General features: G+C 68.5%; 12 protein-coding genes. 3 read left to right on the forward strand and 9 right to left on the reverse strand.

Annotated elements, in window-relative coordinates; genetic code table 11:
• Positions 1-30 precede the first annotated feature (30 nt).
• Both ACIP79_RS22815 and ACIP79_RS22820 read right to left on the reverse strand, forming a co-directional pair.
• Positions 31-732 carry a ribonuclease HII gene (locus ACIP79_RS22815; RefSeq protein WP_401226131.1) on the reverse strand — a complete coding sequence of 234 codons (702 nt, stop codon included), beginning with the start codon at positions 730-732 and terminating at the stop codon, positions 31-33.
• 236 nt (positions 733-968) lie between these two features.
• Entirely contained in the window at positions 969-1,592 is a 624-nt protein-coding gene (locus tag ACIP79_RS22820) for a TetR/AcrR family transcriptional regulator (protein WP_401226134.1), read from the reverse strand.
• Between the two features lie 173 nt (positions 1,593-1,765).
• Between ACIP79_RS22820 and ACIP79_RS22825 the strand changes: the two genes are divergently transcribed.
• Positions 1,766-3,325, forward strand: a complete 1,560-nt coding sequence (locus tag ACIP79_RS22825) for an MFS transporter (RefSeq protein WP_401226137.1) — start codon at positions 1,766-1,768, stop codon at positions 3,323-3,325.
• Positions 3,326-3,509: 184 nt separating this feature from the next.
• Here the strand turns inward: ACIP79_RS22825 and ACIP79_RS22830 are convergent, their stop codons facing one another.
• The 4 genes from ACIP79_RS22830 to ACIP79_RS22845 form a co-directional block, all read right to left on the reverse strand.
• The gene (locus ACIP79_RS22830) at positions 3,510-5,246 is read right to left on the reverse strand and encodes a DUF4153 domain-containing protein (protein ID WP_401226280.1); all 1,737 of its coding nucleotides are present in this window, start codon (positions 5,244-5,246) and stop codon (positions 3,510-3,512) included.
• Positions 5,247-5,601: 355 nt separating this feature from the next.
• Complete coding sequence (locus tag ACIP79_RS22835) at positions 5,602-6,531, reverse strand: ADP-ribosylglycohydrolase family protein (protein WP_401226140.1); 930 nt, start codon at positions 6,529-6,531, stop codon at positions 5,602-5,604.
• A 12-nt stretch (positions 6,532-6,543) separates the two neighbouring features.
• Entirely contained in the window at positions 6,544-7,203 is a 660-nt protein-coding gene (locus ACIP79_RS22840; protein ID WP_401226143.1) for a histidine phosphatase family protein, read from the reverse strand.
• A gap of 128 nt (positions 7,204-7,331) precedes the next feature.
• Positions 7,332-7,937, reverse strand: a complete 606-nt coding sequence (locus ACIP79_RS22845) for a YdbC family protein (protein WP_383679393.1) — start codon at positions 7,935-7,937, stop codon at positions 7,332-7,334.
• Positions 7,938-8,092: 155 nt separating this feature from the next.
• Here ACIP79_RS22845 and ACIP79_RS22850 point away from each other — a divergent pair, with 155 nt between their 5' ends.
• A complete protein-coding gene (locus ACIP79_RS22850) occupies positions 8,093-8,626 on the forward strand; it encodes a TerD family protein (RefSeq protein WP_401226146.1) in 534 nt (177 codons plus the stop codon).
• 188 nt (positions 8,627-8,814) lie between these two features.
• Here the strand turns inward: ACIP79_RS22850 and ACIP79_RS22855 are convergent, their stop codons facing one another.
• Both ACIP79_RS22855 and nrdR read right to left on the reverse strand, forming a co-directional pair.
• A complete protein-coding gene (locus tag ACIP79_RS22855) occupies positions 8,815-11,721 on the reverse strand; it encodes a vitamin B12-dependent ribonucleotide reductase (RefSeq protein WP_401226149.1) in 2,907 nt (968 codons plus the stop codon).
• A gap of 151 nt (positions 11,722-11,872) precedes the next feature.
• Complete coding sequence (gene nrdR / locus ACIP79_RS22860) at positions 11,873-12,436, reverse strand: transcriptional regulator NrdR (RefSeq protein WP_401226151.1); 564 nt, start codon at positions 12,434-12,436, stop codon at positions 11,873-11,875.
• 515 nt (positions 12,437-12,951) lie between these two features.
• On the opposite strand from nrdR, the gene lexA reads away from it, so the two are divergent.
• Complete coding sequence (lexA, locus tag ACIP79_RS22865) at positions 12,952-13,728, forward strand: transcriptional repressor LexA (RefSeq protein WP_401226154.1); 777 nt, start codon at positions 12,952-12,954, stop codon at positions 13,726-13,728.
• 981 nt (positions 13,729-14,709) lie between these two features.
• Here the strand turns inward: lexA and ACIP79_RS22870 are convergent.
• Positions 14,710-16,695, reverse strand: coding sequence for an ATP-dependent DNA helicase (locus ACIP79_RS22870; RefSeq protein ID WP_401226156.1), 1,986 nt, complete (start codon positions 16,693-16,695; stop codon positions 14,710-14,712).
• Positions 16,696-17,203 lie beyond the last annotated feature (508 nt).

Here is a 17,203-nt window from a genome sequence, read left to right on the forward strand (position 1 = left end):
GCGGGTGGCACAGGAGTGCGAACGGAACCGTCAGAATTCGAAGCCGAGCTGGCCTTCGATCTTCGGAACGCTTCCATCCGCCCAGCTGCGGACCTTCTTGAGGTGCCGCCACTGGGGCAGCGCATCAAGATACGCCCACGACAGCCGGTGGTAGGGGGTGGGGCCCCGATCCTCGAGTGCGGCCTTGTGCACCGGTGACGGATACCCGGCGTTGGCCGCAAAACCGAAGTCTGCATGGTCGATACCCAGTTCGGCCATCATTTTGTCGCGCTGAACCTTCGCGATCACCGAGGCCGCCGCAACGGAGACGCAGGACTGGTCGCCCTTGATCACCGTACGGACCTGCCAGGGAGCGCCGACATAGTCGTGTTTCCCGTCGAGGATGACCGCATCCGGTCGCTCCGGCAAGGCCTCAAGGGCACGCACTGCCGCGAGCCGCTGGGCGGCCGTCATCCCCAGCTTGTCGATCTCCTCCGGAGAGGCGTGACCGAGGGCATACGACGTCACCCACTTCTCCAACTCGGCGGCGAGCTCTGTTCGCCGCTTGACGGTCAGGAGTTTGGAGTCGGTGAGCCCCTCGGGAGGTCGGCGCAGACCTGTGACGGCGGCGCAGACGGTGACCGGGCCGGCCCAAGCACCGCGCCCCACCTCGTCGACACCGGCAATGATCTTCGCTCCGGTCGTGGCGCGGAGGGAGCGCTCGACGGTGTGGGTGGGAGGTTCGTACGGCATGGCGTCCTCAGACTACGCCGCCCGGAGCACCTCGCGACACCCAGGTTCCCCGAGCGACCACGATGTCCGCCCGCGAAGCCGGACCGACATCTCGACTCCCTCCCGCGAGGCCGGCCGGAGGTCTTCTGGCGGCGACCTGCGCCACGCCAGGGCCGCCCCACACCGACCACTACCGATCACCACAGATCAAGCTGTCTCCGGTCACCACCTGCCAAGCCATCTCCGGCCGACGCCGCTCAGGCCGTCTGCCGCCTCAGCAACGGGACCATCAACTGGTCGATCATCTCCTCCACGTCCTGGTCGCTCCATTCGCTCGCGCACACCTTTGAGCGGTACATCATCATGGCCGGGATCGTGTCGAAGACGTACGAGTTCGCAGCTTCGGGCCGCACCTCTCCGCGCTCGATTCCCCGGTGGATGACCTCGCGAAGGACGTGCAGAGTCGGCTCGATGACCCCGCCGAGGATGACGTCCTGGAAGCGTTCGGCCTGCGAGGCGTCGCATTCGTAAAGCACCGAGCGGAGCGCGAACCCGGGCTGGGAGTACATCGCCTCACGCACCCGGCGGCACAGTTCCAGGAGGTCGTCCCGGACGCTCCCGAGGTCGGGTGAGTCCGTCAGGCTCGGCAGAGCGGCCCGCAGCGCGTCCGCGACGAGTTCCTCCTTCGAGGGCCAGCGCCGGTAGACGGCGGCCTTGCCGGTCTGGGCGCGCGCGGCGACGCCCTCCATCGTGAGACCGTTCCAGCCGACCGTACTGAGCTGGTCGAGCGCGGCGTCGAGGATCGCCCGTTCGAGTACGGCACCGCGGCGACGCGGGGAGGCCGTCCGAGCGGGGGCGGCCGTCCAACGCGAAGTAGCCATCTGAATGTCTCCGTTGAGCCTGAGTGAGCGGAATTACCGGGGAGGGGAGAGCGGTCGCGTGACGCCACGCGGCAGAGACTTCAGTGAACGCTTGCGTTCACTGTCGGGGACTCACTACCGTTGACGCAACAGTGAACGCGAGCGTTCACTATCGCACTTGTGGGGGACCCATAGTGACAACCTCTCAGTTGATACAGGACGGCCCAAAGCCAGGAGCGGCCCGCCGGGAGGGGCATCCCGGCATCGCGCTCACCGTCATCGCGGCCTGCCAACTCATGGTGGTACTCGACGCGACGATTGTGAATATCGCCCTCCCGCATATTCAAGACGCGCTCAAGTTCAGCACGACCGACCTCACCTGGGTGGTGAGCGCGTACACCCTCACCTTCGGTGGCCTGCTGCTCCTCGGCGGGCGCGCGGGTGACATCCTCGGTCGGCGCCGGGTCTTCATGACCGGCATCCTGCTCTTCACGCTCGCCTCGCTGCTGGGCGGATTCGCTCAGGAGCCGTGGCAGTTGCTGGCCGCGCGAGCCCTCCAGGGCGTGGGTGGCGCGGTAGCGTCGCCGACCTCGCTGGCCCTCATCACCACGACGTTCCCGGAAGGGCCGGAACGGAACCGGGCCTTCGGTGTCTTCGCCGCCGTCTCGGCCGGCGGCGGCGCGATCGGTCTGCTCGCGGGCGGCATGCTCACCGAGTGGCTCGACTGGCGCTGGGTGCTCTTCGTCAACGTGCCCATCGGCGTGCTCATCGCCGTACTCGCGCCGCTGTACATCAGCGAGTCCGAACGTCATCCCGGACGCTTCGACATCTCCGGAGCTCTCACCTCGACGCTCGGAATGGCCGCCCTGGTCTACGGGTTCATCCGGGCCGCGGAGGAGGGCTGGCGCGACAGCCTCACCATCGGGTCCTTCGGCGCGGCGGTGGTTCTGCTGGTGGCCTTCGTCTTCATCGAGATGCGGGCCAAGGAACCGATCACCCCGCTGAAGATGTTCCTGGACCGGAACCGCTCGGGCACGTACGTGATCATGCTCAGCCTCGCCGCCGCGATGTTCGGCATGTTCTTCTTCATCGTCCTGTTCGTGCAGAACGTGTTGAGCTACACGCCGATCGAGGCGGGCCTCGCCTTCCTTCCGGTGACGGTCGCGATCGTGACCGGCGCTGGTCTGTCCCAGCGGTTCCTTCCGGTCCTCGGACCCAAGCCGTTCATGCTCGGCGGCTCGGCGCTCGTCGCCCTCGGGCTCGGCTGGCTGACGTTCATCAACCCCGACAGTTCGTACGTCAGCGGGGTGCTCGGTCCGATGCTCCTGTTCGGCTTCGGCATGGGGCTGAACTTCGTGACACTGACCCTCACCGCGGTCTCCGGTGTCGCCGTCCACGAGGCGGGCGCGGCCTCCGGGCTGCTCAACGCCACGCAGCAGGTGGGCGGTTCGCTCGGGCTCTCCATCCTGACCACGGTCTTCGGCACGGCCAGCCGGGACGAGGCGACGAAGCAGATCCCGGACTTCATGGCGAACGCCTCGGCCGAACAGAAGGCGGAGTTCGCCAAGACGCAGCAACTGCCCGCCCCCTGGGGGCACGAGGTGCTGGCCAACGGGATCTCGACCGCTTTCATCCCGGCCGTCGCGATGGCCGTACTGGCTCTGATCACCGCGACGGTGGTGATCCGGGTCCGCAAGAGCGACCTGGAGGCCCTCTCCGGGACGGCAGCCACGGCGGGACCCGCGGGAGGCTGACGCCGACTGCGGGCGGCCGGGCCGGGGTCCGGAGTTCAACCGGCGAGGTCACCAGCCCAGCCGTCCGCAGCCAGTCACACCCGTACGTGAAGTGAGCGGTGCACGAGGTCAACCGCGCACCGTTCATCGACACTGAGGGCACCGACACGGGGGGCACCGACACAGGGGGCACCCACGCCCGAACTCAGCGATACATGAGCTCGTCCGCCAGCGGACTGCACGAACTCCAGTCCGCGTCCTTCGACACCGGCCGGTCCCGGAGGATGTCCCGGGCCCGCACCTCGCCCCAACTGGTGGCGTACCAGGGTGTGTCGTTCTCCTCCAGGCCGGCCGCAATGGTCCGCAGGGCGCACGACCGCAGCGGCTCCTCCAGCTTGTCGAGAGCCGGTACGGCGTCGGCGGACAGGTTTCGCGCGTAGTCGAGGTCGAAGTCGGCGGTGTCCTCGTACCGCTGGACGTTGCGTTCGGCGATCAGGGCGTCGGGCGACACCAGACCGAACACGAGCACGCCCGCCGCAGCGCTCGCCGCGACCACGCGCGGCAGCCACCGGGCGCCCCACACTCCCGCGGCCATGATGAGCACGATGACCAGGCCCAGCCAGAGCTCCATGGCGACCACGGAGACCCTCAGTCGCGTCAGCCCATAAGCCTCCACATACATGTCCATACGCCGCACCGCCGATGCCACCACAACGAGCGCCAGCACGCACAGAGTTCCCAGCACACCGCGCACCAGCTTCCGGTCCCGGCCGCCGTCCCTCGGCGCCCAGCGCAGGGCGAAGACGATGAGGAGCAGGGTCAGGAGCGTGACGAGGAGGAGCTGCCAGAAGCCCTGACGCGCGTACTCGGCGTACGTCTGGCCGGTCTTCTTCAGGACGGCGTCGTATCCGCCGAAGAGCACCACGAGTTGGACCGCGTTGAAGGCCGCGAAGAGCCCGGTGAGGACGACGAGCGGCAGCGCCCACTCGACTCGGCCGCGCGGCCTGCCCGCCGGCACCTCCACGCGGTCCCACTGGATGGGCGCGGCAGCCGTGTGCGCCGCCGCGAGCGCACCGACCAGACCGAGGGCGAGCAGCAGCAAATGCAGGGGTCCGCCGGCGACGGAGGTGTCAGGCACCAGGTCACCGAGCAGATCCGCGAAGGCCGCGTCGGCGCCCGCGAACAGGGCTCCGAAGACCAGAAGCAGCACCGCGGTCACGACGAGTGCGCGCAGTCCGGCGCCCGCGTTGCCGCGGCTGCCGCCGGACCGTTCGCGCAGCCCGCGCCAGCCCCACATGGGGCCTGTGGCAAGGGCGTTGAGTATCCCGATGGGCCCCAGCAGGACGGCGGGCCAGGTGCGGCCGCCGTGAAGCGCCATCGAGCCCATGGCGAGAGCGCCGAGCACGGCCAGGAACGAGGGCCAGGTGGCGTCACGCAGTGCGGGGACCGTCAGCAGTGCGATCCCGCCGATACCCCAGACGAGTGCCCACGCGCGCGGGCGTCGTCCCGCCGCCTGCGCGGCGAAGTACGCGGCGAGCGCGGCCGGGATCGCGACCAGCACGAGGTTGAGGGCGAGCCCGTCGCCCAGGAGCAGCATGCTGAGCAGTCCGGTGGCCAGCACGGCCCAGAGGGTGGCCGTGCGCACCGGGGCGGGTGCCGCGGCCTGTAGCCCAGCCAGCCAGGAGACGGGGGCGGGCGGCGGCGGGACCCAGTAGGGGGTCGGACCGGACCCGCCCGGGCCCCCCTTGGCGGTGGATCTGACGCCGGGCCCGGGTACGGCGTCCTCGATGTCGACCTTCACGCTCGAACCCGCGCTCCGCGGCGCGTCGGGCTCGGCATCTCCCGGCCGCGTGGCCCCCTGGTCTCTCGGCTCGGGCGTGGACGGTATGTCTGACACGGAACCCCCTCCCTGCCGGTCCTGGCTCAGCCCGCAGCACGCCATCGCGGCGGAAGGGCTGGTGACCGGTGTCTCGTCGGCGCGCACCCGGCATGATCAACAGGCGGCGTGGCCGAAAGGGTATCCACGGGCCACCCGCCCCAGGCCGTGCCGGTGGCCCTGTAGCAAGCCTGTGACAGAGGGGGCCGCTCTCTCCGGGGCCGTCGATACGGGCGGCACGACCTCAGGGGGACAGCCGAAATCGCGACGAGGGCCACCCCTGAAACGGCCGCAAAGGCGCGGGCAGAAGACGCCCTGCCGACGTCCTGTGGCCCCGGGGATCTGCTTCCGAGGGCCACGGGAATTACATATCCGCCAGAACTACAGATCCGCCAAGTCCACAGATCGTCCCTGAGCCGCCCTAAGCTCCGGGCTCGATACGCGCGTACGCCGCCCGCGGCATCCAGTCCGGCAGGCCTTCCGTCCGCTCCAGCCACGCCCCGGGCGGCGTGCCGGCCTTCCCGGAGGCGACGACGCCGCCCACGATGGCGCAGGTGGTGTCCATGTCGCCGCCCACCTGAGCGGTGGCCCAGAAGGCTTCCTCGTAGTCGCCGAGGGACCTGGCCGCCGACCAGAGGGCGAACGGAACGGTGTCGTGGGCGGTGGTGCGCCGGCCACAGCCCAGGACCGCGGCCACGGTGGCGGTGTCGGCGTAGTCGAGCATGTCCCGGGCGCGCCGCAGACCGGCGCCGACGGCGCTGCGTGGGACGAGCGCGATGACGCCGTCGAGCAGGGCCGACGGGCTCGGCGGGCCGGACGGGTCGGCGGCCAGCGCGGCAGCCGCGGCTACGGCCATGGCGCCGACCACGGCCTCGCGGTGCTGGTGGGTGGGGTAGGCGGAGATCTCGGCCTGGTGAGTGGCCTGCTCCGGGTCGTCCGCGTACCAGGCGCCCAGCGGGGCGATTCTCATCGCGGCGCCGTTGCCCCACGATCCCTGTCCGTTGAACAGCGCGGACGACAGCTCACGCCAGTCGCCGCCCTCCCGGACCAGCCTCAGCAGCCGGTTGACCGCAGGCCCGTAGCCCCGGTCGAAGTCGTGGTGCTCGGCGAAGGAACGGGCGAGTTCGTCCTGGTCAACGCGGTCGTGCGCGGCCAGAACGGCCACCACGGAGCAGGCCATTTCGGTGTCGTCGGTCCACTGCCAGGGCCGGGGCGGCAGCTCACGGCGCTTGAGCAGCGGGTAGTTCGCGGGCACGAAGAACTGCGAGCCCAGCGCGTCCCCCACCGCGAGTCCACGCAGGCTGGCCATGGCACGGTCCAGGCGTCCGGGGGGAGAGGTGTCAGCGGTCATCGCCCTGCCACTCTATCCGGTGATTCCGTACGGTTCCGGATCACGCCAGCGTTCGAACGGCCGGTCGAGCGAGTACCTGCCGTCCTCACCGAGAACGAGCATCCGCGTCTCCCCGTTCCCCGGGTTCGACAGCGACTCGAACTCGGCGACGGTCCAGTGGAACCAGCGCATGCAGAACAGCCGCATGGCGAGGCCGTGGGTCACGATGAGCACGTTGGGCGGGTGGTCGGGCGCCTCGAAGCTCCGGTACAGGCTCTCCAGGAAGCCGCCGACCCGGTCGTACACATCGGCGCCGGACTCTCCCTGCGCGAAGCGGTAGAAGAAGTGCCCGTAGGCGTCCCGGTAGGCCTTCTGAAGGCGTACGTCGTCACGGTCCTGCCAGTTTCCCCAGTCCTGCTCGCGCAGCCGCGGCTCCTCGCGCACCCGTACGAGTTCCGGGTCGAGGTGAAAGGCGCGGAAGGTCTCGTGCGTGCGACGGTACGGGGAGACGTAAACGCTTACGCTTTCGCGCCCGAACACCTCCCGCAGGCGTTTCCCGGTCTCCTCCGCCTGCCGCCAGCCCAGCTCGGTGAGCCCCAGAGCGTGGTCGGGCTCGCGTTCGTACACGGTGTCATCGGCATTGCCCGTTGACTCGCCGTGCCGGACAAGGACGATGCGCCGTGGTCGAACCATGCCAAGACCCTAAATGGGGTGACCCCTGATCGAGCACTCGTACGGGCTCCATACGGCGTAGGTCACACAAGACCGGCACACATCCGGACGCGCGGCAGGCGTCCCGGTCAGCGCGGCAGGTGCCTCGGTCAGACCGTCCAGCCGGGCTCCAGCTCCACGATGTCGCCCGCGAGGGCGGCCACGTCCGCCTCGGTCTGCGCACGCAGCGCGAGACGTTCCACCCGCTCGGTGCGGTACTTGCCGTGCTCGGCGGCCGACAGCCACATGGAGAGGATCAGGAACTCATGTCCCGGCGCCTCCCCGAACAGGCCCCGCACCATGCCGGGCGAGCCCGCCATCGCCGGGTTCCACACCTTCTCCTGCATCAGCGCGAAGTGCTCTGCCCGTTCCTCATGGATGCGGCAGTGGGCCACCCGTATCAGGTCGGTGTCCGTGAAACGCGGCTCGAAGCCCGTCTTCACATCGAAACGGTGGTCGAACAATTTGGCCTGCGAATCCTTGAAGGTGCCCGCCTGCGTCGCCGCCAGCCTGTCGTGAGAACGGGCCATGAAGGAGTCGTAGAAGGCACGGCTCTCCCAGAAGGCGAAAATGTGCGCGACACCGGGCCGCCCCCGGCTCCATCCCCCGCCCTGTCCCCGGAAACCCGGCTCACCGAGAAGCCCCGCCCACTTTCGCTGCCCCCGCTCGAAACCGCGGCGGTCCACCACGGTGCAGCGAATCCACTTGACCAGCACCGCGCCATCGTACGGCCAGGGAACGTGGCGCCGGTCACGCTCCGGCGGAGTACATCCGCGCGAGCGCCCCGGCGCGCGTGGCACGATGGGCAACCAGCTCTGATTTCACAGCAGTTGAGGCGGGAAGCACATGGGGAACGGGGAGGGGAGATCCGGTGAACGGTCTCAATAAGGGCATCCGCAAGGTCGAGCTCTCGGTGAAGTGGGATCCGAGTCCCGTGGGCGAGGCGTCGACCGATCTCGACATCATCGCGGCGACCTATCTGGCCGCTGAGCCGTCGGGAAAACCCGACTACGTAGTGCACTTCGACAGTCGTTCCCCGGACGGCACGATCTATCTGAACCGGGACAGCAAGGACGGCAAGGGCTTCGGCTGGGACGAGGTCATGACGCTCGAACTCAACCGCCTGGACAGGCGCTACGCGCGCGTGGTGGTCGGCGTGCTCATCCAACAGCGCGGCGGCCACAAGACGTTCGTCGGCGTGACCAATCCCAACCTGCGCATGCGCGAGGGCTACACCGTGCTCGCCGAGGACGACTTCGGTGGCGTGCTCGGGTCCACGGCCGCGACCGTCGGGGAGTTCCTGCGCGACGACTCCGGGGAGTGGACTTTCCACCCCGGCATCCGTGGATACGACACGGACCCGGCGACGTTCGCGCGCGTCATGGGAACGCCGGAGAACTCCTGAAAAGAGGCCCCCTGGGTGACTGATTAACGAAATCAGGGTCCCCGGGGACCCTGATTTCGGAACAGACCTCTCCGTAGAACAGCGATAACGCTTCGCTGATCGTGACCGACTCCCACGGAACGTCGAGAACACCGAGAACGCCGAAGGGCGGCACGGCCGGTGGCCGTGCCGCCCTTCAGTGCTTCGGATCAGCTGCAACCGCTGGTCGAGCCACAGCCCTCGCAGATGTAGCAGGAACCGGCCCGCTGCATCTTCGTACCACAGGAGAAGCACAGGGGGGCGTCCGCCTGGATACCCAGCTGCATCTCAACCAGTTCGGCACTGGTGTGGGCCTGCAGTGGGGCGGGCTTGGCAGCCGCCTCGGGGACCACGGCCTCCGGCTTCGGGGTGGCGACGGCCTTCAGTTCCTGCGCGCGAGGCGCGGACTGGGCGAGGCCTTCGACATCCACGTCGTCGTCGGACGGCTCGTACGACCCGGTCTCCAGGTGACGCTGGCGCTCGTCGATGGAGTGGATGCCGAGCGCGGAGCGCGTCTCGAAGGGCAGGAAGTCCAGCGCCAGGCGACGGAAGATGTAGTCGACGATCGACTGCGCCATACGCACGTCCGGGTCGTCCGTCATACCGGCCGGCTCGAAACGCATGTTCGTGAACTTGGAGACGTACGTCTCCAGGGGCACGCCGTACTGCAGACCCACCGAGACGGCGATGGAGAAGGCGTCCATCATGCCGGCGAGGGTGGAGCCCTGCTTCGACATCTTCAGGAAGACCTCGCCGAGACCGTCGTCCGGGTAGGAGTTGGCGGTCATGTAGCCCTCGGCGCCGCCCACCGTGAAGGAGGTGGTGATGCCGGGACGACCCTTGGGGAGACGCTTGCGGACCGGGCGGTACTCGACGACCTTCTCGACCGCGGTACGGATGGTGTCCTCGGCCTTGGCCGTGACCTCGGCCTTCTCCTTCTCCTTGGTCTTCGCGGAGAGGGGCTGGCCGACCTTGCAGTTGTCGCGGTAGATCGCGAGCGCCTTGACGCCCATCTTCCAGGCCTCGAAGTAGACCTCTTCGACGTCCTCGACGGTCGCCGTCTCCGGCAGGTTGACCGTCTTGGAGAGCGCGCCGGAGATCCACGGCTGGATGGCGGCCATCATGCGGACGTGACCCATCGCGGAGATGGAACGCTCGCCCATGGCGCAGTCGAACACCTCATAGTGCTCGTGCTTGAGGCTCGGGGCGTCGATCACGTTGCCGTTCTCGGCGATGTGGGCGACGATCGCCTCGATCTGCTCCTCCTGGTAGCCCAGGCGACGCAGAGCCTGCGGAACGGTGCCGTTGACGATCTGCATCGAACCGCCGCCGACCAGCTTCTTGAACTTGACCAGCGCGAGGTCGGGCTCAAGACCGGTGGTGTCGCAGGACATCGCGAGACCGATGGTGCCGGTCGGAGCGATGACCGAGGCCTGCGCGTTGCGGAAGCCGTTCTTCTCACCGAGGTGCAGAACGTCCTGCCATGCCTCCGTGGCGGCAGCCCAGATCGGGCTGTCCAGGTCGTCCACCCGAGGGGCCACGGCGTTGGCGTCGGAGTGCTGCTTCATGACGCGCTGGTGCGGCTGCGCGTTGCGGGCGTAACCGTCGTACGGGCCGACCACCGCGGCGAGTTCGGCGGAACGCTTGTACGAGGTGCCGGTCATCAGCGAGGTGATGGCACCGGCGAGGGAGCGACCGCCGTCGGAGTCGTACGCGTGTCCGGTCGCCATCAGGAGGGCGCCGAGGTTGGCGTAACCGATGCCCAGCTGACGGAAGGCGCGGGTGTTCTCGCCGATCTTCTGGGTCGGGAAGTCCGCGAAGCAGATGGAGATGTCCATCGCGGTGATGACCAGCTCGACGACGCTCGAGAAGCGCTCGACGTCGAAGGACTGGTGTCCCTTGCCGTCGTCCTTCAGGAACTTCATCAGGTTGAGCGAGGCGAGGTTGCAGGACGTGTTGTCCAGGTGCATGTACTCGCTGCACGGGTTCGAGCCGTTGATCCGGCCCGACTCCGGGCAGGTGTGCCAGGCGTTGATGGTGTCGTCGTACTGGATGCCGGGGTCGGCACAGGCCCAGGCCGCCTCGGCCATCTTGCGGAAGAGCGACTTGGCGTCGACCTCCTCGATGACCTCGCCGGTCATGCGGGACGTCAGGCCGAACTTGCCGCCCGCCTCGACCGCCTTCATGAACGTGTCGTTCACCCGGACCGAGTTGTTGGCGTTCTGGTACTGGACTGACGTGATGTCGTCGCCGCCCAGGTCCATGTCGAAGCCCGCGTCACGCAGGGCGCGGATCTTCTCCTCTTCCTTCACCTTGGTCTCGATGAAGCCCTCGATGTCGGGGTGGTCGACGTCGAGGATGACCATCTTGGCCGCGCGGCGCGTGGCGCCACCCGACTTGATCGTTCCTGCGGAGGCGTCGGCACCGCGCATGAAGGAGACGGGACCGGAGGCGTTGCCGCCCGAGGAGAGCAGTTCCTTGGAGGAGCGGATCCGCGAGAGGTTCAGGCCGGCGCCGGAGCCGCCCTTGAAGATCATGCCCTCTTCCTTGTACCAGTCGAGGATCGACTCCATGGAGTCGTCGACGGACAGGATGAAGCAGGCGGAGACCTGCTGGGGCTGCGGCGTCCCGACGTTGAACCAGACGGGGCTGTTGAAGCTGAAGATCTGGTGCAGGAGGGCGTACGCCAGCTCGTGCTCGAAGATCTCGGCGTCGGCGGGCGAGGTGAAGTACTTGTTGTCCTCACCGGCCTTCCGGTACGTCTTCACGATGCGGTCGATGAGCTGCCTGAGGCTCACTTCGCGCTGGGGGGTACCCAGCGCACCGCGGAAGTACTTACTGGTGACGATGTTGACCGCGTTCACCGACCACGAGTCGGGGAACTCGACGCCACGCTGCTCGAAATTGACCGAGCCGTCGCGCCAATTGGTCATGACGACGTCACGGCGCGCCCATTCCACCTCGTCGTACGGATGCACGCCGGGAGTGGTGTGGATGCGCTCGATGCGCAGTCCCTTGCTGCCCTTGGTCCCCTTGGTGCGAGAACCTCGTGCCGGACCGCTCGCCGTCTCTGTCATGCCGCCTCCCTGTATCGGGCTAAAACGCCCAGAAGTGCCTCGTTCTTCCCGTGGCACGGTGTGTGTCTGATGCCGCGCGGGCCGCAGTGAGCGGGCGGGCGCGACAGGTCTGTGGTCGCCGCCGACAGGCCGACCCGGGTCGGCCCTTCCGTCAGTCGGCGGCGCTGGCGGGCACGAAGGCCTTGACGGCCTCTCCGGACCCGCGGTCGCTGTCCGGGCGCTCCGCGGAGGCGTCTTCGTCGTCCGCCTCGTCCGCAGCGGGGCGCTGCCTCGTCTCTTCCCTCAGTTCCACGATGGCGGCCTCGAAGTCCTCGAGCGAGTCGAACGCCCGGTAGACGGACGCGAACCGCAGATAGGCGACGAGGTCGAGTTCCTGCAAGGGGCCGAGTATGGCCAGCCCCACGTCATGGGTGGTCAGTTCGGCGCTTCCGGTCGCCCGTACCGCCTCCTCGACCCGCTGGCCGAGCTGGGCGAGCGCGTCCTCGGTGACGGGCCGCCCCTGGCACGCCTTGCGGACGCCGTTGATGACCTTGGTACGACTGAAGGGCTCGGTCACGCCGGAGCGCTTGACGACCATCAGCGAGCACGTCTCCACGGTCGTGAAACGACGGGAGCAGTCGGGACACTGGCGGCGCCTGCGGATCGACGTGCCGTCATCGGTCGTACGACTGTCGACGACACGACTGTCGGGGTGCCTGCAGAAGGGGCAGTGCATGGCTCCAACCCTCCTTCACAGCACGACTCATAGAGCTCGAAAGACCCCTTGGATCCCTCGAAGCAGCCCCAAGCATAGGCGATGGCCTTGGGGCTGGAGACCCGGGGGACCACAACTTCTGGGCTGCTGTCGCAATCCAACCACTACATGTGGGGCTTGGCCCGCAAATTCGCCCATGGCGCGCGTGTCGCGCACGTATTGGCATGTGCCGCACGGCCATACCGATTCCAGACACGCGCAGATAGCGTGGTCGGCGCGGAGGAGGGGGCGGTTCCCGAACGACGGGTCACCGGATGGCAGACTGGGCGGCGGCCCAGATCGACCGGCTCGGTTGCCGCTTCGGCGGTGAAGAGTACAGCAATGAGCCCTTTTGTCCGGCAGGGCAGCGCTAGCAATACACCCAGACACATGATCAGGACAGGTAATCCACACTTTTTCACTCGAACGTGTGTTTGGCGCAACCTTTCGAAAGCAACTACCGTTGTCCAGCAGGGAGACCATCGAGAGGGGCCGACGTGACCACCACCGCAGACAGTGCCACCATCACTGCCCAGGACCGCTCCCAGGGCCGACTCGAGCCGGTGCATGCGATGAACGAAGCTGCGAATCATGAGGGGCCCAAGCGTTCCCTGCCGGGCCGACCTCCAGGTATCCGGGCGGACAGCTCGGGCCTCACCGACAGGCAACGCCGGGTGATCGAGGTCATCAGGGACTCCGTGCAGCGGCGCGGCTACCCGCCGTCGATGCGCGAGATCGGACAGGCTGTCGGCCTGTCCAGCACCTCGTCCGTAGCGCATCAGCTGATGGCACTGGAGCGCAAGGGCTTCCTGCGCCGCGACCCGCACCGCCCGCGCGCGTACGAGGTTCGGGGCTCCGACCAGCCCTCGGCGCAGCCCACGGACACAGCGGGTAAGCCGGCCGCGTCGTACGTCCCGCTCGTGGGCCGTATCGCCGCCGGTGGGCCGATCCTGGCCGAGGAATCGGTGGAGGACGTGTTCCCCCTCCCCCGCCAGCTGGTGGGAGACGGCGAGCTGTTCGTCCTCAAGGTCGTCGGTGACTCGATGATCGAAGCCGCCATCTGCGACGGAGACTGGGTCACGGTCCGCCGCCAGCCCGTCGCGGAGAACGGCGACATCGTGGCCGCCATGCTTGAGGGCGAGGCCACGGTGAAGCGCTTCAAGCGCGAGGACGGGCATGTGTGGCTCCTGCCGCACAACGCCGCGTACCAGCCGATTCCCGGCGACGAGGCGACCATCCTCGGCAAGGTCGTCGCCGTTCTTCGGCGGATCTAGCACGCGCGTACGGGCGGGATACTCCGCCGCGCCCCTGACCGGGCCCCGGGACCAACTGCGCCGGTTCCGGGGTCCTGTGCGTTTTTCTGGCCGGGGGCCTTGGGGGGTGCTCGGCCGGCCGGGGGCTGTGGGGTGCAGGGTGTGCGGGTGAGGGGTACTGACTTGGCCGGGGTCGGGGGCTTGCCGTCGGTGCACTCGCTGGAGGGTTGGGACGGTCCGGCTTGGCGGTGACCATAGGCGGTTCCGCTGGTGAGGGGCTGGTCGGTTCTGGCCCGGCTGAGGACTGGGGCAGGTGCCCGTCGAGGTCGGGAGTCGGTGCGATGCCTGGCCCGGCTGTCGGCTCTGTGGGCGGAGCTCGTCGAGATCGAGAGTCCGTGCGATGCCTGGCCCGGCTATCGAGTCTGCGCGCGGTGCCTGTCGAGATCGAGAGTCCGTGCGATGCCTGGCCCGGCTATCGAGTCTGCGCGCGGAGCCCGTCGAGGTCGGGAGGCTGTGAGAGGCCTCGCCCGGCTGTCGGGATTGCGCGCGGAGCCCGTCGAGGTCGGGAGCCTGTCAGAGGCCTGGCCCGGCTAAGAGACCTGCGCGCGGAGGCCGTCGAGGGGCTGTGCGATGCCTCGCCGCCCGGCTGTGAGGCCTGGGCGGGGAGCCCGTTGAGGTGAGAGCCTGCGCGATGCCTCGCTGCCCGGCTGTGAGGCCTGCGGGGGGCTCGACGAGGTCGAGCGGCTGATGGGCCCGGAGTTCCTTGCAGGTCAGGGGCCCGTGTCGTCGGTTGGCCTGGTTGAAGGGCTCTTGGCGCTGTCTGTTCCGGGCGCGGGGACTGGCTGCCGGGGCCGGGAGCCTCGATCCGCGGGCTTCGCGTCCCCCAGGGACACCTGTGCAGATTGTCAGCGCGTCGAGGCGTGCCCGGTCGTTGCCGCTTCAGCGGCCCAGGGGCGGCCGAGCGGGCCACCCTGGTTCTTCTGCCGGCGACGGAGGCGCATGCTACGCCTCCTCCTTCTCCTCCTCCTTACGCGCTACCTCATCGATCGCGGCCAGCGACCTGCGTACCTGATTTCGGTCCGTCGTGAACCAGAAATCGGGCAGGGACGCCTTCAGATAACTGCCGTAGCGAGCCGTGGCCAGGCGTTGGTCCAGTACGGCGACGACGCCACGATCTCCGGACGCTCGTACGAGGCGGCCGGCGCCCTGTGCCATCAGGAGGGCGGCGTGGGTCGCGGCGACGGCCATGAAGCCGTTGCCCCCCTTGTCCTCGACCGCCTTCTGTCGGGCGCTCATCAAGGGGTCGTCCGGACGCGGGAAGGGGATCTTGTCCATGACGACCAGCTGGCAGCTCGGACCGGGGACGTCCACGCCCTGCCAGAGGGACAGGGTGCCGAAGAGGCAGGTCTTCGGGTCGGCCGCGAAGTTCTTGATCAGCTCGCCGAGGGTCTCCTCGCCCTGGAGCAGGATGGGGTACTCGGGGACGCGCGTGCGTAGTTCCTCGGCGGCGAGTTGGGCCGCCCGCATGGAGGAGAAGAGTCCGAGCGTGCGACCGCCGGCAGCCTGGACCAGTTCGGTGAGCTCGTCCAGCATGTCCCCGCGATCGCCGTCCCGCGCGGGGCGTGACAGGTGCTTGGCGACGTAGAGAATGCCCTGCCTCGGGTAATCGAAGGGCGAGCCGACATCGACGCCCTTCCACTGCGGAAGGTCCTCGCCCTCAGTGCCCTCAGGTCCGAGCCCCAGTGACGCCCCCACACCGTTGAAGTCACCGCCGAGTTTCAGGGTCGCGGAGGTCAGCACGACGGAACGGTCCGTGAAGAGCTTCTCCCTGAGGAGCCCGGAGACGTTCATCGGAGCCACGCGCAGGGACGCACCGAAGCGATCGTGGCGCTCGTACCAGACGACGTCCCACTCCGAGCCGTTCGTGATGCGCTCCGCGACATCGTGCACGCTCTCCAGCGCCGCGAGGGCCTGCTTGCGTACCGCGTCCTCGTCCTGGACGGACTTGTCACGGGTGGACCCCAGCGCCGAGATCACCGTACGGGCAGCGTCACGCAGCGCCATCAAGGCGTATCCGAGGTCCTCCGGGATCTCCTCCAGGCGCCCGGGGAGGGCCAGCTCCATCAGCCGCTCGAAACCCTCGGCGGCGGTCTGGAGCTGGTCGGCGGCCTTCTCGTTGACGAGCCTGGCGGCGCGGCGGACGGCGCGGTTGACCTGGCCGGGAGTGAGCTCTCCGGTGGCGACCCCGGTGACCCTGGAGACCAACTCGTGGGCCTCGTCGACGATCAGCACCTCGTGCTGTGGCAGGACAGGCGCACCCTCGATGGCGTCGATCGCGAGCAGCGCGTGGTTCGTGACGACGACCTCGGCGAGTTTGGCGCGCTCGCGGGCCATCTCGGCGAAGCACTCCGCACCGTAGGCACACTTCGTGGCGCCTAGGCACTCCCGGGAGGACACGGACACCTGGGCCCAGGCACGGTCGGAGACGCCTGGTGTGAGGTTGTCCCGGTCGCCGGTCTCGGTCTCGCCCGACCAGTCCCGCAGCCGCACCAGATCCTGGCCCAGCTTGCTGGTTGGAGCCGCGGCCTCGAACTGGTCGAAGAGGCCACCCTCCTCTTCCTGCGGAACACCCTCATGCAGGCGGTGCAGACACAGGTAGTTCGAACGTCCCTTGAGCATCGCGAACTCGGGGCGCCGACGCAGCAACGGATGCAGCGCGTCCACCGTCCGTGGCAGGTCCCGCTCGACCAGCTGCCGCTGGAGCGCCAGAGTGGCGGTCGCGACGACCACCCGCTCCCCGTGGGCGAGCGCGGGCACCAGGTATCCGAGCGACTTTCCGGTGCCGGTGCCCGCCTGGATCAGCAGGTGGGAGCTGTCGTCGATGGCACCCGCGACAGCTTCGGCCATGGTCACCTGGCCAGGGCGCTCCGTGCCGCCGACAGCAGTGACGGCAGCATGCAGGAGTTCGGGGAGTGAGGGCTGTGTCATAGCTCCGCCAGCCTACGGTGCGCCACTGACAACCGGGCGCCCAAGGTGCGGACGAGGGTCGTGATCAGGACGAGCCATGGATGGGCGATCGAGGCTGGTCGGGGGGTTGGGAGTGGTTCCGAGTGTTGCCGTGTACGAGCGGTACGGGTGGCCGGGGTAGCCGTCGCTTCGCCGGAGCGGGCCGGTTGGAGTTGCGGCTGCGCCGTGAGCGCTCCACACGTCGAGTGAGCAGCTTGACCATGAAGAGTGAGCAGGCTGGACATTTCGAAGCGCTCCTTGGGCTCGGGGAAGCACATCTCGCGGCGGGCGATCTCCGCTCGAACGAGGGACCAGAAATCGTCCTTCACGACGGTGAGTTGCCGCACGCAATCCGGTTCGAGCCGGGCATTCGCCCCACGGCCTGGTGCCGGTCCCGATGACGGCTGCGGCAACTCCCACCACGCAGGGATCCGGCGGCACTCATTGCCCAGCTCAGAAGGGTCGTAGGGACCTGCCCGCCCACCGGATC

The organism is Streptomyces sp. NPDC088747, from assembly GCF_044751025.1.
Lineage (GTDB): Bacteria > Actinomycetota > Actinomycetes > Streptomycetales > Streptomycetaceae > Streptomyces.